Below are 22,198 nucleotides of genomic sequence, written 5' to 3' on the forward strand. Positions count from 1 at the left end.
TATGCCATATCGGGTCCTCCCGAGAATCTGATTTCCAGCCCGCCGTACCGCACTTGTTAGACGTCTGACTCCAGAGCTTCGCGCTCCGGAGACGTACACGTGCACTCTCGTAAAACAGGCGAGAGACCATCACCCCTCCAAGAATAAAAGTGATGCCATGAATCCGAACGAATCCACCCATCCGCAAAGCCTCACCCGGGCGGCGACCCGGTCTGTCGGTAAATACCGCTGGACCATCTGCGCGCTGCTGTTTTTTGCCACCACGGTCAACTACCTGGATCGCCAGGTGCTCAGCCTTCTGGCGCCGGATCTGTCCACGCAATTTGGCTGGAGCAACACCGACTACGCCAACATCGCCTCGGTGTTCCAGTTCGTCTATGCCATCGCGATGATTTTCGCCGGGCGCGTGGTCGACAAGATCGGCACCAAGACCGCGTACGTGGTGGCCATCGGCGTCTGGTCCACCGGCGCGGTCATGCATGCGTTCGCGGTGCCGTTGGGCCAAGGGATCGGCGCGATCACCACCGCCTTGGGCTTCGCGGCGATTCCGGTGTCCATTGCAGGTTTCATGCTGTCACGGGCGGTGCTGGCCATCGGTGAGGCGGGTAACTTCCCCATCGCGATCAAGGCCACGGCCGAGTACTTCCCGAAGAAAGAGCGCTCGTTCGCCACCGGGATCTTCAACTCCGGCGCCAACGTCGGCGCGATCGCAGCGCCCATCTGCGTGCCGCTGATCGCAGCGATGTGGGGTTGGGAATCGGCGTTCATCGTGATCGGCCTGCTGGGCTTCGTCTGGCTGGGCTTCTGGGTGGCGATGTACGACAAACCGGATCAGCAGAAGCGTCTGACTGAAGATGAACTGGCCTACATCCGCAGCGACGAGGCCGAGCAGGTCAAGGCCGCTCCGGTGCCGGGCGCGCCTGTCAAGAAAGTCTCGTGGTTCAAGCTCCTGACCTACCGCCAGACCTGGGCCTTTGCCTTCGGCAAGTTCATGACCGACGGCGTGTGGTGGTTCTTCCTGTTCTGGCTGCCGACATACCTGTCTGCGCAATACGGCATGAAAGGCGCGGCCATCGTGATGCCGTTGTTCGTGCTGTACAGCATGACCATGGTCGGCAGCATCGGCGGCGGCTGGTTCCCGAGCTACTTCATGGCCCGCGGCGACAAGCCCTACGACGGCCGCATGAAAGCCATGTTCGTGATCGCCCTGTTCCCGCTGCTGGTGCTGCTGGCGCAACCCCTGGGCTACATCAGCTTCTGGGTGCCGGTGCTGCTGATCGGCATCGGCGCATCGGCACACCAGGCGTGGTCCTGCAACATCTTCACCACGGTTTCCGACATGTTCCCGCAGAAGACCGTCGCCTCTGTGGTCGGCATCGGCGGCATGGCGGGCGGCCTGGGCGGCGTGGTCATGACCAAGATCGGTGGCTGGGTGTTCGACTACTACAAGTCGATCAATGACATCCACACCGGCTACATGATCATGTTCGCGATCTGCGCCCTGGCTTACCTGGTGGCGTGGAGCGTGATGAAGGCCCTGGTGCCGCGCCACAAGGAAATCACCGATCTCTGATCGGCCCTCTACAACCGGATTCTCACGGTCGCCCGTGGATATAGGCGGGGCGCATATCGCCCCGATTACAACAAAAAGGAAATATCGATGACCAGGTCCAGACTGCTGTTGGGTTTTGTATGTTTGTTTTCGGGCTATGTCGCCGCAGCACCGTCTGCGGACGAACAGGATGTCGCCAAGGCTGTCGATAAAATGACCCAGGCGATGCTGCACAAGGACACCAAGGCCCTGGCCGCCCTGACCTCGGACAAGGTCACCTATGGCCATTCCAGCGGCAAGATCCAGAACAAGGATGAATTCATCGCCGACATCGAAACCGGCCGCAGCGGCTTCAAGACGCTGCAGATGCTCAACCAGAAAATCACCATGGACGGCGACGTCGCTCTGGTGCGCAACCACTTCTCCGCCCAGGCGGTGAACAGTGGCGTGGAAGTCCCGACCGAGATCGAGAACTTCCAGATCTGGCAGAAACAGAAAGGCCAGTGGCTGCTGATCGGCCGTCAGGCTTTCAAGTTCTGATCCAGTTGCAGCGGCCTGTCGGCGCGGGTGATCGTTGATCGCCACGCCGGCAGGCCAGGTGCTGGCGATCGATCCAGCATTCATCAGTTCACCCCTGCCCGCCCGATCCCAAGGGCGCGACTCGAACCCCGATAAATCGCTTTGAACCCGACAGATCCCGAGCGTTGTACTAGCCTCAAGATCCTCATGAAGGGAGTCACGCGATGAAAACATCTGTGTTCAACACGCTGCTGTGCTGCACCCTGCTGGTACTGGTCGGTTGCGCCAGTTCCCGGGTCGATCCGAGCCAGTACTCAGGTTTTCTGAAGGACTACAGCCGCCTCAAGCCGGCTGAAAGCGCCACTGGGGCGCCGGTAATGCGCTGGATCGATCCGGACATCAGGCCCGGCCAATACAGCCGGGTGTACATCGAGCCGAGCCAGTTCTATCCCAAGCCCCAGCCCACGGCGGTGATCTCCGCGCAGACGCTGCAATCGATCACCCGCTACTTTGATGCCGCGCTCAAGCGTGAGCTGGGCAAGGATCTGGCACTGGCGCAGGGTCCGGGGCCAGGCACCATCATCGTACGACCGGCGATCACCGCAGTATCGACCCACAACGAAGGCCTGAAACCCTATGAGGTCGTTCCCATCGCGCTGGTGGCGGCGGCTGTGAACACAGCTTCCGGCGGGCGCGACCAGAGCGTCGACATCGCCACCGAAGCGGCGTTTCTGGATGCCGACAGCAACAGAGTGCTGGCCCAGGTGGTGCGCAAGGGTGCGGGCAAGCCGCTGGAAAACGACAAGACCCAACTGACCCTGGACGACGTCAAACCGGTGCTCGACGCCTGGGCCACCGACATGCGCCTGAGCTTCGAAAAACTCAAGGCCGGCAAATAGCGTCGCGGGTTCTGTCGCATACACCGCCCCGCCGGCAAGCCGTGCTGCTACGAATGATCTCCACCGGCCCTGTAGGAGCGCGCTTGCCCGCGATGGCATCCGCAAGATCGCCTACGCCGGCAAGCCGTGCTGCTACGAATGATCTCCGCCGGCCCTGTAGGAGCGCGCTTGCCCGCGATGGCATCCGCAAGATCGCCAACGCCGGCAAGCCGGACTGCTACGAATGATCTCCACCGGCCCTGTAGGAGCGCGCTTGCCCGCGATGGCATCCGCAAGATCGCCAACGCCGGCAAGCCGTGCTGCTACGGATGATCTCCGCCGGCCCTGTAGGAGCGCGCTTGCCCGCGATGGCGTCCGCAAGATCGCCAACGCCGGCAAGCCGGACTGCTACGAATGATCTCCACCGGCCCCGTAGGAGCGCGCTTGCCCGCGATGGCGTCCGCAAGATCGCCAACGCCGGCAAGCCGTGCTGCTACGGGGTTACAGGCCAGCCGCAAACCCCGCGGACGTTTCACCCTGAACCCGCTATTTCAACCAGTTCTTCACCCGCGCCGAGTCTTCACGGCATCCGTGGGCAAACGCGGAGGTCAGCCATTCCCGGCGGCGTTCGTTGGGTTCGGACGACGACATCGCCAACCCGTAGTAGCCCTCGGCGCGGAACTCTTCAAGACTCAGGTTCAAAGGGCGTGCGTTGTCCTGAACCCAGGCGATCGGATCCTCGCCCGGCTGCAGGGCCGGCTTGTGCTTGGGATAGCAATAGGGGAACGTGGTTGGCAGCGGATAGTCCGCCTTATAGGGGTCGTCGCCCTGCACAACCGTCTCGAGAAGGGCCAGACGCTTGTTCAACTCATCGGTTGGCGGGTAGCTGAGGGCGCATTTGGCGTACTCCAGCGCGCCGGCTGTCAAACCCAGCGCCGCCGCCTGACCATACAGTGCGCACACCGCGTCCTTGCTGCCCAACGGTTTTTCGGCAAACAGCAACCTGGCCTTCAAATGAAAGGCAACCGCGTGCCCCGCCGCAGCGGCGTTGTCCAGGTGAGCCTTGAGTTGCTGGTGGCTTTCGGTCATCCGCGTGATGATCGCTTCGGCCTGCTGCTTGTCGCCGCCTTCCTGTTGCGAAAGCGCCATCAGCGCGTCTTTCTCGCCAACCAGATCGTCAAGGGCCTTCAACGCTGCGTGGTATTCACCGGTGGCTTGCGCACTCGGCGCGGCGGGCGCCGCGAAAGCCGACGTCGCGGCAAGGGACACCGCTAACACGGCGAGAGATCGGGGGATCATGCAAAGCTTCCTGTCATGCTGAACCTCAAGGATAGGTGCGGCTGCGCAGGACCGATGCCTGGCCAGGCCACCAGACGGTATCGTCCGCAACCGCAAAATCCTTAGGCCCTCACTGCCCTCAGCGCAGAAATTCCTCCGTGGAAACCACCTTCGCATAGCCAAACCGCAGCGCCGCCATGAACGCCGCATGGACCTGGACCGACGGCACGCTGACGCCGTTGAACTCCAGATCATGGGTCGCGCAGGCATCGTGGATGACGGTGGTCTTGAAGCCGAAATCGTCAGAGGCGCGGGTCACGGCGTCGATGCACATGTGGCTCATGTTACCGATGACAGTCACGTTCTCGATCTCGCGAGCCTGCAGGATCGCCAACAGCCGGGTCTCGCGGTACGGATTCATGAAGTGCTTGAGAATCACCGTTTCGTCAGGCAGCGCCGCAGCCTTGGGATGCAGTTGCGCGCCTTCGCTGCCGGGTACGAAGAACGGCGCATCCGGAGACGGCGTTTCGTGACGGATATGGATGACCAGATCACCCTGCGCTCGCGCGGCGGCGATGATGCGCGCGGCGTTATCGGCCGCCGCCTGGACGTTTGCCAGCTGCCATTTGCCGCCGGGGAAGTAGTCATTCTGGATGTCGACGACGATCAGTGCAGTGTTGCTCATGGGAAACTCCGTGAAAAATGGAGAGCACCGGCACAGCGCCGGTGCCAGGTGTTCAGCGTGCTGCGCGTCTTTCGGGTTGCGCTTCATGCAGGTAACGGGTGAAGGTTTCCGCTGGAGGCGTGACGCCGGACCTGAGCAAGATCAGGCCCACCGCCCCACGGTGATAGGTGCCGTGGGTAATCACGTGCAGCAGGATTTCCTCGCGGGTCATGCTGCCGCGCTTGCCATCGGTGAATGAGAAATCGATCCGCTCCTGCAATTGCTCAGGCGTGAGCGAAGTGGCGTAGTCAATGAACCAGGCATCCGACTCGTCGATCTTCGCGCACAGCTCCCCCAGGTTCGGCGTCTGCGGGGTATTGGCCGCGTCATAGCCGTGACCCGTCCCGCTCAGATGGGCCTTGAAGATCTGATCCACGACCCAGGTGTGGTTCATCGTACGGATGGCCGTCATGCCGTCGGCGTGGCTGGCCTCCAGACCGGATTTGACCAGCCCGGCGAGGATTTCCCGGTTGGATTTGGCCTTGAAGTTGAACAGTTCGGCGAACATTCAGTAGGTACTCTCGGTTTGCCCAAGGGCTGTGTGAGCCGGGTTGTGCGCCAGCGTCGGGTAGTCGGTGTAGCCACGCGCCTGCCCGGACTGCAGCGTGTCCATGTCCAGCGCGTTGAGGGGCGCTCCCAGGCGAAAACGCTCTACCAGGTCAGGGTTGGCTGCAAACAGCCGGGCGAACGAAATCAGGTCCGCGTGGCCGCTCGCCAAGGCCTGGTTGCCTTGGTCGAAGTCGTAGCAGTTGTTGCTGATGACCGGCCCCTTGAAGCGCTTGCGCAGTGCGTGAAAATCCAGCCCCGGCACCTCGCGGCTCGACAGCAGCTCGCCTTCGGTGAGGTGCAGGTACGCAAGCCCGTAGCTGTCCAGTTGCCCGACCAGATAGGCGTACAGCGCTTCAGGATTGCTGTCGTGGATTTCGCCGTAGGTGGACAGCGGCGCGATGCGAACGCCAATCCGCTGCGCGCCCCATACCGGGATCAGCGCCTCGATGATTTCCAGCAGCAGCCGGCAGCGGTTTTCCACGGAACCGCCGTAGCGGTCGGTGCGCTGGTTGGTGCCGTCACGCAGGAACTGATCGAGCAGGAAACCGTTGCCGGCGTGGACTTCAATGCCATCGAAGCCCGCCGCCCTGGCCTTCAGTGCAGCTTGGTGGTACTGCTCGATGATCTGCGCGATCTCGGCGGTTTCCAGCGCACGAGGCTCGGGCACAGCTTGAGGACCTGTGTCGGTATAAACCTCGACGTTGGGACGAATGGCCGAAGGCGCCACCGGCAGTGCCCCATTTTCCTGGAGATCTGGATGCGAGCTTCTGCCGCAGTGCCACAGCTGCATGAAGAACACGCTGCCGCCCTGGTGCACGCGCTGGACGATCTCGCTCCAGGCCAGCATTTGCGCCTGGGAATAAATGCCCGGCGAGTTGCGGTAGCCCTTTCCCTTGCCGGGAAACCTGTACGGACTCGGTGATGATCATTCCCGCGCCGGCACGCTGCCCGTAGTATTCGCCCATCAGCGCAGTGGGCATGTCATCGAAAGTTGCACGGCCGCGGGACATCGGAGACATCACGACACGGTTGCGCAGTTGGTAAGGCCCCACTTTTACGGCATTCAAAAGCGGGCCCTGGCTGCGATCGGAAGATGGCTGCATTTAGGCCTCGAGAGTCAGTTGGGTGCTTACTTGGTTTTGGCGAAATCGAACGGACCTTTGGAGGTCACGAAGAACAGGCATTCGGTTTGCGAAATGCACTTGGTGACGTGAGGCTCACCGCCCTTCTGATACCAGTAGGAACCTGCTGCCAGCGGATGATCGGCTGAGGTAGTGGTGGGTTCGTTGGCCACGACACCGTTGATCACAACGCCGTAATAGCTGTAGCTGTGGGTATGCAGCGGGCTTGCGGTGTTGCCTTCCATCTTGATGAAGTTGCTGTGCGCGCCGGTGGCCGGGTCTCCCCAACCATTGGCGATGGTCAGGCCTTCCTTGTTTTGATAGAAGTGCATCTGGGTCACGGGGACTATGACCGTGGTATCGGCAGCCTCGGCGGCGAACGCTGCAGGCGCGAGAATAGCTGTGGTCAGAAGCGATGCAAGGGCAAGAATTCGGGTAGACATGATGGACCTCGACAGACGAAGGGGATGGCGGTATCCGCCGTTGAATCCAGTATCGATCCCGCCAGAAATGTTGAGAATTCCCGGCTTGGGCAATTGACTGTTTCACCCGGAGAAATCAATCGTCGTTTTCTCAACACACTCTTACGGCACTGCGAATGATTCAGGTCACGAGCGCTTTCGTCTGGCAGTCGCTAGACTTCGCCTTCGGTTTCAACCCAGGGTAAAAGGATCAGGCCATGCTGACCGAACTCAGTAGCTACCTCGACGCGTTCATTGCCACCGCCGACGAGGGCAGTTTTTCGGCGGCTGCCCGGCGGATGGGGCTGACGCCGGCGGCAGTCAGCAAGAGTGTCGGGCAACTGGAGGCGCGGGTCGGCGTGCGGCTGTTCCAGCGCAGCACCCGCAGCCTGGCGTTGACGTCCGATGGCGAACGCCTCTATGCCCAGGTGCGCCTGCCCTGGGGCGAGATCGGCGATGCCCTGACCGACCTGCGCCAGGGCGCGGGCAAGCCGGCGGGCACGCTGAAGGTGTCGTTGGCCTACACGGTCGGTCGCGAGTACTTCGTGCCGATGATGGACGAGTTCGTGCGTCGCTACCCGGACGTGGTGCCCGATCTGCATTTCGATAACCGCCAGGTCGATCTGATCAACGAAGGCTTCGACGTGGCCATCGGCGGCGGCATCGAGTTGACCGACGCCCTGATCGCACGGGAGCTGGCGCGTCTGCGCATCGTGCTGGTGGCCTCCCCGGCCTACCTGAAGGAACATCCGGCGCCCGAGCACCCACAAGAACTGACGCGCCATCGCGGGCTGTTGCGCCGGGTGCTGAGTTCCGGCCGGCTGGCCCCGTGGAAGCTGAAGAATTATGCCGGCGAGGAAGTGGTGGCCAGCGTGCGCCCGGTGATGATCCTGGACGACCCCGAGGCCATGGCTCGTGCAGCCGCGACCGGCATGGGCATCGCCATGCTGCCGATCCCCCATGTATTGCCAATGCTTGAGCGCGGCGAACTGGTGCGGATACTCCCCGACTGGTACGCCGACTCACTGCCGCTGTCGATCTACTACACCAGCCGCAAACTGGTACCCGCCAAGGTCCGGGTGTTCGTGGATTTCATCGTCGAAGGGTTTCGCGCCAGCGGTCACGTGGCCCGCTTCAACAAGTGGTGAATTTACAACCGTTGGTTGATGCTGAACCTGCCATCTGGCGACTACAGGTTTGGCCAGCAGCGGGTTAGCCTGTTGCCCAAATCCAGTCTTACCGGAAGCATCCCATGAAAAAGATCGGCTTTCTCAACTTCGGGCACTGGTCGACGTCCGCCCATTCCCAGGCCCGCTCCGCCGCTGATGTGCTGCTGCAATCGATCGACATGGCCGTCGCGGCTGAAGAACTGGGCGCGGACGGCGCGTTCTTTCGCGTCCACCACTTCGCCCGGCAACTGGCCTCACCCTTCCCGCTGCTGGCGGCGGTAGGCGCGAAAACCCGGCGCATCGAGATCGGCACCGGTGTGATCGACATGCGTTACGAGAACCCGCATTACATGGTCGAAGATGCAAGCGCTGCCGATCTGATCGCAGGCGGTCGCTTGCAACTGGGCATCAGTCGCGGCTCGGGGGAACAGGTCATCGAAGGCTGGCGGCATTTCGGGTATGCGCCCAATGAAGGCGAGACTCACGCCGACATGGCGCGCAGGCATACTGAAGTCTTTTATGAGTTGCTGCGCGGCAAGGGCTCTGCCCAGCCCAACCCACGGCCCATGTTCGCCAACCCACCGGGGCTGCTGCGCCTGGAGCCGCATTCCGAAGGCCTGCGAGACAGGATCTGGTGGGGCTCGGCATCCGACGCAACCGCCGTGTGGGCAGCGCAAATGGGCATGAACCTGCAGACATCCACTCTGAAGGTCGACGAAAGCGGCGAGCCCCTGCACATCCAGCAGGCCGAGCAGATCCGTCTGTATCGACAGGCCTGGAAAGAAGCCGGGCATACCCGCGAGCCGCGCGTGTCGGTGAGCCGCAGCATCTTTGCGATCACCAACGACATGGACCGTATGTACTTTGGCTCAACCGACGAAAGCCAGGACACCATCGGCCTGCTGGACGGACATATCCAGACCGTATTCGGGCGTAATTACGCGGCCGAGCCGGATGTGCTGATCGAGGCGCTGGCCAGGGATGAGGCCATCGCGGCCGCCGACACCCTGCTGCTGACCGTGCCTAACCAGTTGGGGGTGGAATACTGCGCCCACGTGATCGAGTCGATCCTCAAGCATGTCGCGCCTGGGTTGGGATGGCGATAGCGGCCACAGGATCGCCGGTCACAAACCTCGCGTTCCATCCGCGCCATTGTAGGAGCGCGCTTGCCCGCGACGATGTCGGTAGATCCGACACACCTCCGACGCCTGACAGATCCCGTCGCGGGCAAGCGCGCTCCTACAGGTGGGAATCTGAACACCGACCCCGTAGCAGCACGGCTTGCCGGCGAGGGCGTGCGCAAGATCGCTGACGCCGGCAAGCCGGACTGCTACGGGGGATGCCCGCGGGATGTGAATTCGACCCGTGGGGCGCTAACTCTTGCTCTTGTTTTTCTTCTTGTTGAACGCCTTCAACCGCGCACTCGCGTTCTGCACCGCGGCCATTTTCTCCGGGCGCTTCATGCCGCGCCATTTACGGATTTCCTCGCGGCTGCGTCCGCAGCTCACACACATCTCGCTGTTGAGCTGACACAGCGACACACAGGGGTTTTCAATGTCCTTTGCCATGCCTGCCTCCCGCGCGCTGCCGTGAGTTCAGCCGAGCCGCCCAGTCCCCACCGTGCTGGGCATTGCAGCGCTCTTCGGAATCGAATTCGACGTGGGCAGCGATGGTCGAAACACTGATTCCGACATCATCGAACGCCGCCTGAGTCAGGGCCTGCATCCGTTGTTTGTCCTGGCTGGCGAGCGCGGCATTCATGCTCGCATCACTGTCGAACACCCAGGTCACCACCAGGCTGTCCGCCAGGCGCTCGTAATCCACGCGATGGGTGAGCCATTCAAAGCCCGCAATCTCGCTTTTTGCCGTTTCGCAGGCCCAGGTCAGTGCCCTCACCAGTTCGCGCTCGATACCGGCATGTTTCCGTTTCGATGAAGGCATCAGGCGACCCTGTATTCAACGGTAAGGTGGGTCACTTCATGCACTGGCTTGAGCGCGACACGCACGTCTTCGGCCGATTGCAGCGACGAACCCTGGACACTGACGATGGCCGCACGGGCCGAAGGTCCTACTCGCCAGACATGCAAGTCAGTGATCCGCAGCGCCGGGTTGTGCTCCAGCAACTCGCGAATCTCTTCGGCCACGTGCTCATCGGTGCGGTCCAGCAAGACAGAAGCAGTATCGCGCATCAAGGTCCACGCCCAGCGCGCGATGACCACCGCGCCGACGATGCCCATGACTGGATCAAGCCAGACCCAGCTCAGGAACTTGCCCGCCAGCAACGCGACGATGGCCAGCACCGAGGTCACGGCGTCGGCCAGCACGTGCACGTACGCCGACCGGAAATTGTTGTCCTGCTCGTGGCTGTGCTCGTGATGATGTTCATGGGCGTGCTCATGCTCGTGACTGTGTCCATGGCTGTGGCCGTGGCCCAAGAGCAAGGCGCTGACGACGTTCACAGCCAGGCCGACAACGGCAATCAGGGTGGCCGTCCCGAACTGCACCTGGGTGGGCTCGAACAGTCGCAGCACCGATTCGACACCAATCCCCAAGGAAATCAGACCCAGGATCAGCGCCGAGGCAAATCCGCCAAGATCCCCCACCTTGCCGGTGCCGAAGCTGTAGGCGTTATCGGTCGAATGCCTGCGGGCGAAGGCATAGGCAGCGGCGGCAATTCCCAACGCTCCGGCATGGGTCGCCATGTGGAACCCGTCGGCCAGCAGCGCCATGGAGCCGGTGATGTAACCGGCTGCGATCTCGCCCACCATCATCACCACGGTGAGAACCACCACCCACAGCGTGCGGCGGGCGTTTTCATCGTGCCCGGCCCCGAGAAAGTCGTGGCTATGGCTGTAATCGGCTGTGCTCATACCCACCTCACTTGGAGTAACGGCGAATGGCTTCAAGCAGCTCTTCGACGCCTTGTGCCCGTTCCTCATCGGTCAGGCCCGGTTTGGCGACGTGTTCGCGTGCGTGGTCTTCGATGATCTCGTCGAGCAGCCCGTTGATGGCGCCTCGGGTGGCCGCGACCAGATGCAGCGTCTTGGCGCAGTCGGCCTCACCCTCCAGCGCGCGCTCGATGGCCTGGACTTGCCCCGAGATGCGCCGAACGCGCTTGAGCAGATCGTCTCTTCCTGCCTTGGTGTGCGACATAGCATACCCCCCTACCCTATATAGGGCCGCATGATGCACTCAAGGATGGGTTGGCACAAGTGCCACCGAAACACTCCCGCAGCAGCACGGCTTGCCGGCGGGGGCATTCTCAAGATCGCTCCCGCCGGCAAGCCGTGCTGCTACAACTCAGTCGCCGGACCCTCGTGCCGCATCAAGTCACCAACCGATAATCCGCCGGCAACGGCCCGAATACGTCTGTGTAGACCTCGCACAGCCAGTCGATGAACACCCGCACCCGTGGCGACAGATGCCGGTGGTGGGGATACATCGCCGACAGCGTCAGGCCCGGGCTCTGCCAGTCGCTCAGAACCTCCACCAGACGCCCCGCCTGCAGGTCCGCCTCCAGGTGGAAACGCGGCACCTGGATCAGGCCGCAACCCTGTAGCGCGCACACCACGTAGCTTTCGGCATCGTTCACGGCCATCCAGCCACCGAGGTGGAACTCGCGGATCTGGCCCTCGATCAGCAGTTCGAGTGGGTAATCCACCGCCCCGTTGCTGGCGAAGAATCTCACCGCCTGATGCCCGGCCAGATCCTCGGGTGTGCGAGGGGTGCCGGCGCGCGCCAGGTATTCGGGGCTGGCGCAGATTACCTGGGGCATGACCGCCAGGGGCCGGGCGACCAGTGCCGAATCCTTGGGGGCGCCGGCGCGAATCACGCAATCCACGCCCTCGCGCACCAGATCCACCAGGCGGTCGCCGCCACTGACCGTCAGGTCTATACCCGGATAACGCCCGCGAAACTCATTGATCCTCGGCAACACCACCCGTGTGGCGTGGGTGCCATGCATGTCCACCCGCAACACGCCCTGCGGACTGGCCGCCACATGGCGCAATGAAGATTCGGCGTCGTCCAATTCGCTGAGCACGAACACGCATCGCTCGTAGAACGCCTGGCCATCCACCGTGGGCCTGACGTGGCGGGTGGTGCGTTCAAGCAGGCGGATGCCGAGCCTGGCCTCAAGCTCCTTGATCGCGTGGGTCGCCGTTGCCCGGGGGATGCCCAGCACCGCTGCCGCGCGGCTGAATGAGCTGAGCTCGACGATACGGGTGAAGAGTTGCAGTGATTCGAAGCGGTCCATCGATTGTTGTCCGCAGTTGAATTGTGTTGGCAATTTAGCGGGATTTATCCGGCAGGCGCAAACAAGCAGAATCTTTCCCAAGGCAAACGCACCCATTTCAAATCCGGAGAACCTCATGAACGATCAAACGCGCAAGACGGCCATTGTCACCGGTGGCTCCCGTGGCATCGGCAAGGCGATCGCCCTGCGTCTGGCCGCTGACGGCTTTGCGGTGGTCATCAGCTACAGCAGCAACGAAAGCAAGGCCCGGGACACCCTGAGCGCCATTGAAGCTGCCGGCGGCCAGGCCATCGCGATCAAGGGCGATGTCGGCAATGCCCAGGACGTCGCCGCGCTGTTCGAGGGTGCCAAAAGCGCATTTGGCAGAATCGATGTGGTGGTCAACAGCGCCGGGGTCATGAGGATGGCGCCAATCAGCGAAGCCAGCCTCGACGACTTCGACCGGATGATCGCCACCAACCTGCGCGGCGCCTTCCTGGTGCTGGGCCGGGCGGCGGCCGATGTGGAAAGCGGTGGTCGCATCATCGCCCTGACCACCAGCGTGATCGCCAAGTCATTCCCGTCCTACGGCCCTTACATCGCCTCCAAGGCGGGCGTCGAAGGCCTGGTGCACGTACTGGCCAACGAACTGCGCGGGCGGCAAATCACGGTGAATGCCGTGGCACCTGGACCGGTGGGCACCGAGCTGTTTCTGGAAGGCAAGAGCCAGGAGCAGGTCAACCACATCGCCAGCCTCGCCCCGCTTGAGCGCCTGGGCACACCCGAAGACATCGCCGCGGCGGTGGCTTTCCTGGCCGGCCCGGACGGCGGCTGGATCAACTCGCAGGTATTGCGGGCCAATGGTGGGTTTGCCTGAACCGGCCCGGCTCAGGCCGTGACATCGTCAGCCAGCAAGGAAAGCACGAACCGGCGCTCGTTTGCCGTACTGTGATCGACGTCGTCCGGAGCAGGCAGAAACCCGCAGCGGGCCAGGACCTTTTGCGAGCCCAGGTTCTGTTCATAGACGAAGGCCACCAGTTGCTTGAGTTGCCAACGGTTGCGCGCCTCGTGGATCAGGCGTTTCAAGGCAAAGGTGGCGAGCCCCTGCCCGGCCGCTTGCTGATCGATGCGATAACCCACCTCGGCGCAGCCAGCGGCTGCGTCGATGCTTTTGAGATTGGCCCGGCCGATGATGCGCTGGTCGTTGTCGAGGATCACCATGGGGTGCCAGTTTCCTGCGGCAAGCCCGCCGAGGCAGGACGCGATGTGTTCGGCAACGCCCTGCAGCGAGTAGAATTCAGGCGCCCGTGGTTCGATGTGCGATTCGAACCAATGCCGGTTGCGCACTTCGAATTCGAGCAATGCCAGGGCATCGGTGTCATGCAGTTCTCTGACCTTGAATGAATCCATTCACCTGTGTTCCTGATATGAACTGCCGTCATCCGGCACGAATCGCAAGACGCCGACCGTCTCGCTGCGTTTTTCGGAAGTCTGCTCATCGGACGGATGCTGAACGCCGTCACACACCACGACCTCGGCGAAGTCAAACGGGCTGACGCCTTCCAGGCACGCCGCATTGATGCCGAACTGTTCGGGGTTGGAGCGACGCTGGTGGTGGGTGTAGATGCCGCACTTCGAGCAGAAGTAGTGCTTCGCCGTCTTGGTGTGGAACTGGTAGAGCGTCAGTGCCTCGGCGCCTGCGGTGATCTGCAGATCCTGCAACCGCGCACTCACCACCACCGCCCCGCGCATCCGGCACAACGAGCAATCACAGCGGCGGGCGCTGTTCAGGCCGTCGCTGAGGCGCGCATGGAAACGCACCGTGCCGCAATGGCAACGGCCATCGAATTCGTTTTGATCAGCGTTCATGAATCGGGCCTCGTGAAAGGATGCATCGGCCGATCATAGCGGGATTTATGTCGTCCACGCGATCCGTAGCAGCACGGCTTGCCGGCGGGGGCGATCTTGCGGACGCCTTCGCGGGCAAGCGCGCTCCTACAGGGACTGTCGTCTACACGATCCGTAGCAGTCCGGCTTGCCGGCGATAGCGATCTTCTGGACGCCGTCGCGGGCAAGCGCGCTCCTACAGGGTTGCGGACAGACACCCTGTGGGAGTGGGCTTGCCCACGAATGGACCCGACTGCTGCGGTGTAGATTGATTACACCATGTATCAACTCAAGTGCCCCGGCTGCGGTTTATCGGGGTGGTCTTCCTGCCTACCATCGCTCCACCGTTTTTGACAGGAAGTACTTCAATGAAAATCCAATGGTTACGCAGCAGATCGGTACGCGGCGCACTGGCCCTGGCGGCTTGCGCACTGCTGGCAGGCCCCGCGCTGTCTGCAGGGTTGCCCACGGGCACATATGACTCGATTCGCAGTGAAGATGTGCAGTGGCAGAGCTTTCCCGCGTTTCCGGCGGCGGCGAAGCTTGCGGTGATCGTCGGCAATCCGACGCAGCCTGGGCCGTATGTGGTGAGGGTGAAGGTGCCCAACGGGGTGAAACTGATGCCCCACACCCATCCCGAAGACCGGATCTACACGGTTATCTCCGGGGTGTTCTACATCGGCCAGGGCACGACGTTCGACCCTGAAAAACTGGTGGCGTACGGGCCTGGCAGCGTGGTGGTGCTGCCCGCCAATACCCCGCATTTTCATTGGGCAAGATCCGGTGAATACGTGACGCAGGTGTACGGCATCGGGCCATTGGGGATCGAGTATTTGAACCCAAAGGATGATCCTCGCCAGACCCAGTAGCACGCCGGCCGTAGCAGCACGGCTTGAGGGCGGGGGCGATCTTGCGGGCGCCGTCGCGGGCAAGCGCGCTCCTACAGGGATTGTCGTCTACACGATCCGTAGCAGCACGGCTTGCCGGCGGGGCGATCTACAGAACGCCCCCGGCCCGTCACCCCACCACCAACTGCTCCAACACCACTTCCAGCGGATGGCGCAGTTGTTTGTCGGCCATGCGTTTGACCTGGCTGCGGCAGGAATAACCGGTCGCCAAGGCCTCGTGCTCCTTGTCGATCTTGCCAGCCCAGGATTGCTCGAAAATGGTCTTCGACGTCTCCTGATTACGCGCCTCGTGGCCGTAGGTGCCGGACATCCCGCAGCAACCAGTGGCCTCGGTGGAAAGCTTGAGCCCCACCTTCGCGAACACCTTTTCCCACTGCGAGGTGCTGGCCGGGACGTTGGTTTTCTCGGTGCAGTGGGCAAGCAGGCGGAAGCTGCGAGGCGCAGCGTTGGCTTTGTCGGGCAGTGCATCGATCAGCCACTCCTGAGGCAGCAGCACGTTCGGGCTGCCCTCAAGCCCTGGCACTTTCTGGTATTCCTGGCGATAGACCAGGGTCATGGCCGGGTCCAGCCCCACCAGCGGCACGTCGCAATCGGCCAGGGCCTTGAGCTGCGTGGCGTTGCGGATCGCGGCCTTGGCGAACGCTCCCAGAAACCCTTGAACATGCAGCGGCTTGCCGTTGGCACTGTAGGGCGCCATGAACACGCGGTAGCCCAGTTGATGCGCCAACTGAATGAAGGACGCCAGCAGCGGCGTCTCGAAGTACCGGGTGAAGGCGTCCTGCACCAGCACGATACTGCGCGCGCGCTGTTCAGCGGTCAGCTCGCGCAGCGCCGGAACGCTGGCCACACCAACGTTGCAGCGGGTCAGAGTCGATTGCAGGTTGTAGCGATGGATCAACGGGCTGTCGAGCATGCCGACATGGCGCTCCAGCAAGCCGCTGACCCACTTTGAACCCATCACCGCGTTGTACAGACCGGGCGCGTAGGCCATGTACGGGATGGTGAATTCCAGCGAGCCGATCAGGTAGTCCCGCAGCGGACGCTGATAGCGGCCGTGATAAAGCTCAAGGAACCGCGAACGGAATTCGGGCACGTTGACTTTGATCGGGCACTGCCCCGCGCAGGACTTGCACGCCAGGCAACCGGCCATGGCGTCGTAGACTTCATGGGAGAAATCGGCCTGGCCGCTGGCACGGGCCTGGTTGTTGCGCAGCCGCGCCGGCAGGCCCTTGAGCCATGACACCTTGCCCCGCGCCGCTTGCAGCACATCGATGTTGGCCGCGCCTTGCAGACGCAGCCACTCGCGGATCAGCGAGGCGCGGCCCTTGGGCGAATGCTGGCGCTCGCGGGTCGCCTTCCACGACGGGCACATCGCATCGTTGGGGTCGAAGTTGTAGCAGGCGCCGTTGCCGTTGCAGTGCACGGCGCTGCCGAAACTCTGCCAGACGCGCTCGTCGATCTGCCGGTCAAGATCGCCACGCAGGGTGACTTCGTTGACCTTGAGCAAGCCCTGCTCGGCATCCGGCGGGGTGCAGATCTTGCCGGGGTTGAGCTGGTTGTGCGGGTCGAACGCGCCCTTGAGCGATTGCAGCGCAGGGTACAGTTCACCGAAGAACGCCGGCACGTATTCCGAGCGCAGGCCCTTGCCGTGCTCACCCCACAACAAGCCGCCGTAGCGCTGGGTCAGTTCGGCGACGGCATCGGAAATCGGCTTGACCAGCGCGGCCTGGGCCGGGTCTTTCATGTCTAGCGCGGGACGCACGTGCAGCACGCCGGCATCGACGTGGCCGAACATGCCGTAGGCCAGGCCGTAGCCGTCCAGCAGCGCGCGGAACTCGGCAATGTAGTCGGCCAGTTGCTCGGGCGGCACGGCGGTGTCTTCCACGAACGGCTGCGGACGAATCTCGCCTTCGACGTTGCCCAGCAGGCCCACCGACCGCTTGCGCATGGTGTAGACCTTGTTCACCGCCGCCGCACCCTCGGCCAGGGTGTGGCCCAGGCGCTCGACGCCGGTGTCGCTGCGCAGATGCTCGATGAAGGCCGCGACCTTCGCGTTCACTTCATCGACGTCATCGCCACTGAATTCCACCAGGTTGATGCCCAGGGTCGGACGCTCGGCGTCGGCGGGGAAGTATTCGGCGACGCTGTGCCAGACGATGTCTTTCATCGCCAGCATCAGCACCCGCGAATCGACGGTTTCGATCGACAGCGGCTTGTGCGCCATCAGCGCGTTGGCGTCGCGCAGCGCATCCATGAAGCTTGAGTAGCGCACGTTGACCAGCACCGAATAGGTCGGAATCGGCAACACGTTGAGCTTGGCCTCGACCACGTACCCCAGCGAGCCTTCGGCACCGCACAGCACGCTGTTGAGGTTGAAGCGGCCTTGTTCGTCGCGCAGGTGCGCCAGGTCATAGCCGGTCAGGCAGCGGTTGAGCTTGGGGAAGATCTTCTCGATCAATTCACCCTGGGTTTCCTGAATCCCGCGGGCGATGCGATACACCTCGCCGACACGGCCAGGCTGCGCGCACGCCGCCTCAAGCTCAGCATCGGAAATCGGCTGGCTGTGCAGCCGTTCGCCGCCCAGCAGCACACTGTGCAGTTCGAGCACGTGGTCGCGGGTCTTGCCGTAGGTGCAACTGCCCTGCCCGCTGGCGTCGGTGTTGATCATGCCGCCGACGGTGGCGCGGTTGGAGGTCGAGAGCTCCGGCGCGAAGAACAGCCCGTGAGGCTTGAGCGCGGCGTTGAGCTGGTCCTTGACCACACCGGCCTGGACCCGCACCCAGCGTTCCTCGACGTTGATTTCGAGGATGGTATTCATGTGCCGCGACAGATCGACCACGATCCCGTCGGTCAAGGACTGACCGTTGGTGCCGGTGCCGCCGCCGCGCGGGGTCAGCTTGATCTGGCGAAAACGCGGCTCGGCCATCAGCGTGGCGATGCGCGCCACATCCTCGGCATCAAAGGGAAACACGGCCGCCTGGGGCAGGCGCTGGTAGATCGAGTTGTCGGTCGCCAGCACCGTGCGGGTGGCGTAGTCGGCGCTCAGCTGGCCGCGAAAACCGCTGGCGCGCAATGCGTCGAGAAAGTCCGGGTATTGCGCCGCAGGAACGGCGGTAGGCAGTTGGGCGATCATCGTGGGATGGCCTCTTGTCGGTCTGATCACGGAAAAAAGCAAAATACTTGTCGCCGGGGCATTAATCGGTCAGCCTCGGATCGTTATGATGCCAATGATCCTGCAGGCCCGCGCTCGGGACAAACGGATATTCCTGCCGCTATCGATGACTTTTCTGAATGAATTACCGCCATCTCACGCCGTCCATGTCTCTGTTGCTGGCTTTCGAGGCCGCTGCACGCCATGGAAGCTACACCCGCGCCGCTGTCGAGTTGTCCCTGACCCAAAGCGCGGTCAGCCGCCAGGTGCAGGCGCTGGAGCAGCAACTGGGCCTGACCCTGTTTCGCCGCGAAGGCCGCCAGGTGCAGCTCACCGATGTCGGCCGGCTGTATCAAAGAGAGATGAGCGACGCCCTTGGCCGCATTCGCAGCGCCACGCTGCAGGCCATGGCCTATCAGTCCGGCGGCGGTTCCCTGCGTCTGGCCACGCTGCCAACCTTCGGTTCCAAATGGCTGATGCCGCGCCTGCATGATTTCTACAAGCGTCATCCCGGCATGCTGGTGCACATCAACTCGCGAATTGACGCCATCGACTTCGACACCAGCGGCATCGACGCAGCCATCGTGGTGGGCAACGCCGACCTGCCGGGGCTGGTCAGTCACCGCCTGCACGCCGAAGAACTGGTGGTGGTCATCTCCCCACACGCCGCCCTCGCCTATCGACACTGGGCGCCAGAGCAGATCGCCGAACAGATGCTGCTCAACGTCGCCAATAATCCCAACGTCTGGGCCGACTGGTTCAGCCACCATCGCCTGCCTCATCGGCTCATGCGTCTGGGGCCGAGTTTCGAGCTGACGTCACACTTGATCCAGGCGGTCAAAGCCGACATCGGCATCGGCCTGGTGCCGCGCATCCTCGTCACCGATGAGTTGGCCAAGGGCGAGCTGATCAGTCTGGACCTGCCCTTCGCCAGCCAGCGCAGCTATTACCTGGCCTATCCACCCCGCAACGAAGGGCTGCCATCGCTGCAGGCATTTCGTGCCTGGCTGCTGGAACAGATCTGAGCACCCGACGGCGTTCTTCAAGGACAATCCGCTGTCCGCCAAAGCCATCTAACGACAGATACCCAAGCAAATGCAGTCGCGTTTTTTAGTTGCAACATAAACAAGTAACCGGGCGTGCGGACCCATTCAATTGAATGCGACCACGCTAAAGCCCGCCACCTGTGACCTGCCGTCTGTCGGCAAGAAAAACTTTGAAACACCCTGTGAATGCAGGGCTTTTTCGTGGCCCTCATCACAAAACATTCATACTTTACGACTACCCCAGAGGCAGGACCGCTCAAACTCAAGGGCTGCAAACTTATTGAAATCGATAAACTTTTTTATAGCTCAGAAAGTTGCTTGCCAGCTTTCTGACGCCAAGAAATAACTAAATAAAAGTTTAAAATACTAGTGGCCTTTTCAAATTGTTTGTAACTACACTGTGTCAACTCTTGAACACACCCGGTATGTCCACCGATGAAACACACCACTTTACGGATGATGATGGTGCTTCCCCTGTGTCTGGCTGCCACGGCTTTTGCCGATACCGGCGTCAACACCTCCAAGTCCCTTTCCACCCACCGGACCCTGGGTCCGGTCGAAGTTGGCGGGCTTGTAGTCGGGCAGACGGTGACGCAAAACGGGCGTGCCTTTTATGACAGTTTTGCCGCGGCGTGGAATGAAAAGGACGAATCCGGACGCTTCAGTATCTCGGTCGTCGAACGCCCCACCGCACGTCTGGGCAGCCAGATCTTCATCAACTACGGCAACCGCCGGATGACCCAGTTGCAACTGCCCCCTAACCGCAGCCTGATCCCCGCACTGGGCGCAGACGTTGCCGCACAAGTGTTTCAAGCCATTCTGGATTATCAACTGGCGCAATTTTTCGGCGACCGGGACCTGGCCCGCGACGAGCTATGAAGGGAATTATCATGAACCGTCTATCTGTAGTACTCACGAGTCTGATGGCGTTTTCGGCAGTCTCGGTGCAGGCCAGCGAACTGGTCTACGTGCCGGTCAACCCATCGTTTGGCGGCAACCCGTTGAACGGTCCTGTGCTGCTCAACCAGGCGAACGCGCAGAACAGTTTCAAGGAACATTCGTCTTCCTCGGCGTCCTCGGCGAACAGCACGCTGAACCAATTCAACAGCATGTTGCAAAGTGCAATTCTGAGTCGTGTGTCGTCGGCGGTCACCTCAAGCATTGTTGGCACCGACGGAAAACTGACGCCAGGAGTTGTGGAAACTACGGACTTCACGATTTCCATCGTCAACTTGTCGCCGGGGCTTTTGCAAATTACAACAACCGACAAAACCACCGGCCAGACCACGTCGTTTCAGATCAACCAGTAAGTTCGCTCCAACTTAATAACGCTTTCGTTGTAATGCTCACTGTAAGACTTGTTGTGCCAAGTGCAATCAACTCGCAGGGCTCGTTCGCCTGCAACAAACCTAGCTGCCTAAAAACATCGTAAAAAGGAATTAACCATGCAAGCACGTAAATCCCTCCTCGCTCTCGCTGTATTGGCTTCGGTATCGGGCGCTGCCTTCGCTGGCAACGGCACTACCACCACCTACCAGAACGGTTCCGACAACGGCATCGTCGCGGAGCAAAGTGGCGCGATCAACTCCAACCTGAACGTGACCCAGAACGGCAGCAACAACAACGCAGGCACCCCCGCCACCAGCGGCGGTTGGTTCGGTTGGGGCAGCCAGCCTGCCAAACCGATCTACCAGGGTTCGAGCAACAGCAACCTGACCGTGCTGCAAACCAACTCCTACAACACCGCCGCTGCCCGTCAGACTGGCGGCGAGCAAAACCAGGGCACCATTAACCAGACTGGCGCAGCTGGCAACAGCAGCGCCAACCAGCAGTCGGCCACCCTGAACCAGGCTGGCAGCTACAACAACGGCACCATCACCCAGAACGCCAACAAAGGTCGCGATACCGCAGCCACCCTGAAACAGGACGGCACCGGCAACTCCGCCTGGGTGACTCAGGAAAACAACACCAAGTCCACCGCGACCGTCAGCCAGTTCAACAATAACAACCAGGCCTGGGTCACCCAGAAGAACAACGACCAGGCCACTGCCTCTCTGACTCAGCGCGGCAACAACAACGAAGGCACCATCAATCAGAACGACTCGTACAAAGTGACTGCGACCGTTACTCAGGATGGCGGCTACAACAAAGCCTGGGCCACCCAGCAGAGCAACACTCGTGACTCCAGCGCCACCATCAGCCAGAACGGCCAGGGCAACATCGGTAGCGTGACTCAAACCTGGGCCTGGAACTCGAACGCCGAGCTGACTCAGAAAGGTGGCAACAACAACACCGGCACCATCAACCAGAACGATGCCGACTACTCCAGGGCCTACCTGACCCAGACCGGCTCCAACAACGTTGGCACCCTCAACCAGGATCAGGCTGACCACAGCACCATCACCGCCACTCAGAGCGGCAACTACAACAGCATCGTTGCCAACCAGAACGGCCCTCACGGCGGCAACCCTGGTGACAGCAACCTGAAAGCGACCATCATCCAGGACGGCACCAGCAACAAGGTCACCAGCAACCAGTCTGGCAAAGACAACGACGCTTACCTGACTCAGAACTCTGGCGGCTACAACGTCATCGACCTGAATCAGACCACTACCGCTTACAACAGCAAGGCCACTGTGGCCCAGTCCGGCAGCTACCTGACTGCCAACGTCACTCAGACCGGCGGCAGCAACAACACCGTTTCGATCACTCAGCACTAAT

Annotated in this window: 24 protein-coding genes and 1 pseudogene; 11 read left to right on the top strand and 14 right to left on the bottom strand. The window is 61.9% G+C overall.

Annotated elements, in window-relative coordinates; translation table 11 throughout:
* Positions 1 to 157: 157 nt before the first annotated feature.
* The 3 genes from ACIPOO_RS15560 (at position 158) to ACIPOO_RS15570 (ending at position 2,970) form a co-directional block, all read left to right on the top strand.
* Positions 158 to 1,573 carry an MFS transporter gene (locus ACIPOO_RS15560; protein ID WP_400608395.1) on the top strand — a complete coding sequence of 472 codons (1,416 nt, stop codon included), beginning with the start codon at positions 158 to 160 and terminating at the stop codon, positions 1,571 to 1,573.
* Positions 1,574 to 1,660: 87 nt separating this feature from the next.
* The gene (locus tag ACIPOO_RS15565; protein WP_400608397.1) at positions 1,661 to 2,092 is read left to right on the top strand and encodes a nuclear transport factor 2 family protein; all 432 of its coding nucleotides are present in this window, start codon (positions 1,661 to 1,663) and stop codon (positions 2,090 to 2,092) included.
* 203 nt (positions 2,093 to 2,295) lie between these two features.
* On the top strand, positions 2,296 to 2,970 hold the full coding sequence (locus ACIPOO_RS15570; protein ID WP_274131224.1) for a DUF3313 domain-containing protein: 675 nt from the start codon (positions 2,296 to 2,298) through the stop codon (positions 2,968 to 2,970).
* A 525-nt stretch (positions 2,971 to 3,495) separates the two neighbouring features.
* On the opposite strand, the gene ACIPOO_RS15575 is transcribed toward ACIPOO_RS15570, so the two are convergent.
* From ACIPOO_RS15575 to ACIPOO_RS15600, 6 genes and pseudogenes are all read right to left on the bottom strand, one after another.
* A complete protein-coding gene (locus ACIPOO_RS15575) occupies positions 3,496 to 4,248 on the bottom strand; it encodes a hypothetical protein (protein WP_400608399.1) in 753 nt (250 codons plus the stop codon).
* A 118-nt stretch (positions 4,249 to 4,366) separates the two neighbouring features.
* Positions 4,367 to 4,912, bottom strand: coding sequence for a cysteine hydrolase family protein (locus tag ACIPOO_RS15580; RefSeq protein ID WP_400608401.1), 546 nt, complete (start codon positions 4,910 to 4,912; stop codon positions 4,367 to 4,369).
* A 52-nt stretch (positions 4,913 to 4,964) separates the two neighbouring features.
* Positions 4,965 to 5,459: a DinB family protein gene (locus tag ACIPOO_RS15585; protein WP_400608403.1), complete on the bottom strand. Its 495-nt coding sequence runs from the start codon at positions 5,457 to 5,459 to the stop codon at positions 4,965 to 4,967.
* On the bottom strand, positions 5,460 to 6,347 hold the full coding sequence (locus ACIPOO_RS15590) for an alkene reductase (RefSeq protein ID WP_400608405.1): 888 nt from the start codon (positions 6,345 to 6,347) through the stop codon (positions 5,460 to 5,462).
* A gap of 85 nt (positions 6,348 to 6,432) precedes the next feature.
* Positions 6,433 to 6,603 (bottom strand): annotated as a pseudogene (locus ACIPOO_RS15595) (hypothetical protein); the annotation flags it as partial.
* Between the two features lie 26 nt (positions 6,604 to 6,629).
* Positions 6,630 to 7,064: a DUF4437 domain-containing protein gene (locus ACIPOO_RS15600; RefSeq protein WP_400608407.1), complete on the bottom strand. Its 435-nt coding sequence runs from the start codon at positions 7,062 to 7,064 to the stop codon at positions 6,630 to 6,632.
* Positions 7,065 to 7,300: 236 nt separating this feature from the next.
* Here ACIPOO_RS15600 and ACIPOO_RS15605 point away from each other — a divergent pair, with 236 nt between their 5' ends.
* Both ACIPOO_RS15605 and ACIPOO_RS15610 read left to right on the top strand, forming a co-directional pair.
* Positions 7,301 to 8,230 carry a LysR family transcriptional regulator gene (locus ACIPOO_RS15605; protein ID WP_400608409.1) on the top strand — a complete coding sequence of 310 codons (930 nt, stop codon included), beginning with the start codon at positions 7,301 to 7,303 and terminating at the stop codon, positions 8,228 to 8,230.
* A gap of 104 nt (positions 8,231 to 8,334) precedes the next feature.
* Positions 8,335 to 9,357 carry an LLM class flavin-dependent oxidoreductase gene (locus tag ACIPOO_RS15610; RefSeq protein WP_400608411.1) on the top strand — a complete coding sequence of 341 codons (1,023 nt, stop codon included), beginning with the start codon at positions 8,335 to 8,337 and terminating at the stop codon, positions 9,355 to 9,357.
* A gap of 267 nt (positions 9,358 to 9,624) precedes the next feature.
* Here ACIPOO_RS15610 and ACIPOO_RS15615 read toward each other — a convergent pair whose 3' ends face one another.
* The 5 genes from ACIPOO_RS15615 to ACIPOO_RS15635 all read right to left on the bottom strand — a co-directional run bounded on the left by ACIPOO_RS15615 (position 9,625) and on the right by ACIPOO_RS15635 (position 12,506).
* Entirely contained in the window at positions 9,625 to 9,819 is a 195-nt protein-coding gene (locus ACIPOO_RS15615) for a DUF1289 domain-containing protein (RefSeq protein WP_274131229.1), read from the bottom strand.
* Positions 9,803 to 10,192: a hypothetical protein gene (locus ACIPOO_RS15620; RefSeq protein WP_400608413.1), complete on the bottom strand. Its 390-nt coding sequence runs from the start codon at positions 10,190 to 10,192 to the stop codon at positions 9,803 to 9,805. The genes ACIPOO_RS15615 and ACIPOO_RS15620 overlap by 17 nt, the downstream gene beginning before the upstream one ends.
* Entirely contained in the window at positions 10,192 to 11,121 is a 930-nt protein-coding gene (gene dmeF / locus ACIPOO_RS15625) for a CDF family Co(II)/Ni(II) efflux transporter DmeF (RefSeq protein WP_400608415.1), read from the bottom strand. Before dmeF ends, ACIPOO_RS15620 begins: the two co-directional genes overlap by 1 nt.
* 7 nt (positions 11,122 to 11,128) lie before the next feature.
* Entirely contained in the window at positions 11,129 to 11,404 is a 276-nt protein-coding gene (locus tag ACIPOO_RS15630; protein WP_274131234.1) for a metal/formaldehyde-sensitive transcriptional repressor, read from the bottom strand.
* A 172-nt stretch (positions 11,405 to 11,576) separates the two neighbouring features.
* Positions 11,577 to 12,506 carry a LysR family transcriptional regulator gene (locus ACIPOO_RS15635; protein ID WP_400608418.1) on the bottom strand — a complete coding sequence of 310 codons (930 nt, stop codon included), beginning with the start codon at positions 12,504 to 12,506 and terminating at the stop codon, positions 11,577 to 11,579.
* A gap of 115 nt (positions 12,507 to 12,621) precedes the next feature.
* Here ACIPOO_RS15635 and ACIPOO_RS15640 point away from each other — a divergent pair, with 115 nt between their 5' ends.
* Positions 12,622 to 13,362, top strand: a complete 741-nt coding sequence (locus tag ACIPOO_RS15640; RefSeq protein ID WP_400608420.1) for an SDR family oxidoreductase — start codon at positions 12,622 to 12,624, stop codon at positions 13,360 to 13,362.
* Between the two features lie 11 nt (positions 13,363 to 13,373).
* Here ACIPOO_RS15640 and ACIPOO_RS15645 read toward each other — a convergent pair whose 3' ends face one another.
* Positions 13,374 to 13,895, bottom strand: coding sequence for a GNAT family N-acetyltransferase (locus ACIPOO_RS15645; RefSeq protein WP_400608422.1), 522 nt, complete (start codon positions 13,893 to 13,895; stop codon positions 13,374 to 13,376).
* A complete protein-coding gene (locus ACIPOO_RS15650; protein WP_400608424.1) occupies positions 13,896 to 14,354 on the bottom strand; it encodes a GFA family protein in 459 nt (152 codons plus the stop codon).
* A gap of 386 nt (positions 14,355 to 14,740) precedes the next feature.
* Here ACIPOO_RS15650 and ACIPOO_RS15655 point away from each other — a divergent pair, with 386 nt between their 5' ends.
* Positions 14,741 to 15,241, top strand: a complete 501-nt coding sequence (locus ACIPOO_RS15655) for a cupin domain-containing protein (RefSeq protein WP_400608426.1) — start codon at positions 14,741 to 14,743, stop codon at positions 15,239 to 15,241.
* 148 nt (positions 15,242 to 15,389) lie between these two features.
* Here the strand turns inward: ACIPOO_RS15655 and ACIPOO_RS15660 are convergent, their stop codons facing one another.
* Complete coding sequence (locus tag ACIPOO_RS15660; RefSeq protein WP_400608428.1) at positions 15,390 to 18,413, bottom strand: FAD-binding and (Fe-S)-binding domain-containing protein; 3,024 nt, start codon at positions 18,411 to 18,413, stop codon at positions 15,390 to 15,392.
* Positions 18,414 to 18,571: 158 nt separating this feature from the next.
* Between ACIPOO_RS15660 and ACIPOO_RS15665 the strand changes: the two genes are divergently transcribed.
* From ACIPOO_RS15665 to ACIPOO_RS15680, 4 genes are all read left to right on the top strand, one after another.
* A complete protein-coding gene (locus ACIPOO_RS15665) occupies positions 18,572 to 19,456 on the top strand; it encodes a LysR substrate-binding domain-containing protein (protein WP_400608430.1) in 885 nt (294 codons plus the stop codon).
* Positions 19,457 to 19,912: 456 nt separating this feature from the next.
* Positions 19,913 to 20,356, top strand: coding sequence for a CsgE family curli-type amyloid fiber assembly protein (locus ACIPOO_RS15670; RefSeq protein ID WP_274131249.1), 444 nt, complete (start codon positions 19,913 to 19,915; stop codon positions 20,354 to 20,356).
* A gap of 11 nt (positions 20,357 to 20,367) precedes the next feature.
* Positions 20,368 to 20,787, top strand: coding sequence for a curli assembly protein CsgF (locus ACIPOO_RS15675; protein ID WP_274131252.1), 420 nt, complete (start codon positions 20,368 to 20,370; stop codon positions 20,785 to 20,787).
* Between the two features lie 135 nt (positions 20,788 to 20,922).
* A complete protein-coding gene (locus ACIPOO_RS15680; RefSeq protein WP_274131254.1) occupies positions 20,923 to 22,197 on the top strand; it encodes a hypothetical protein in 1,275 nt (424 codons plus the stop codon).
* The last annotated feature ends 1 nt before the right edge of the window (position 22,198 follow it).

This window comes from Pseudomonas sp. NPDC090201, from assembly GCF_044746825.1.
Classification (GTDB): Bacteria; Pseudomonadota; Gammaproteobacteria; order Pseudomonadales; family Pseudomonadaceae; genus Aquipseudomonas; species Aquipseudomonas putida_AD.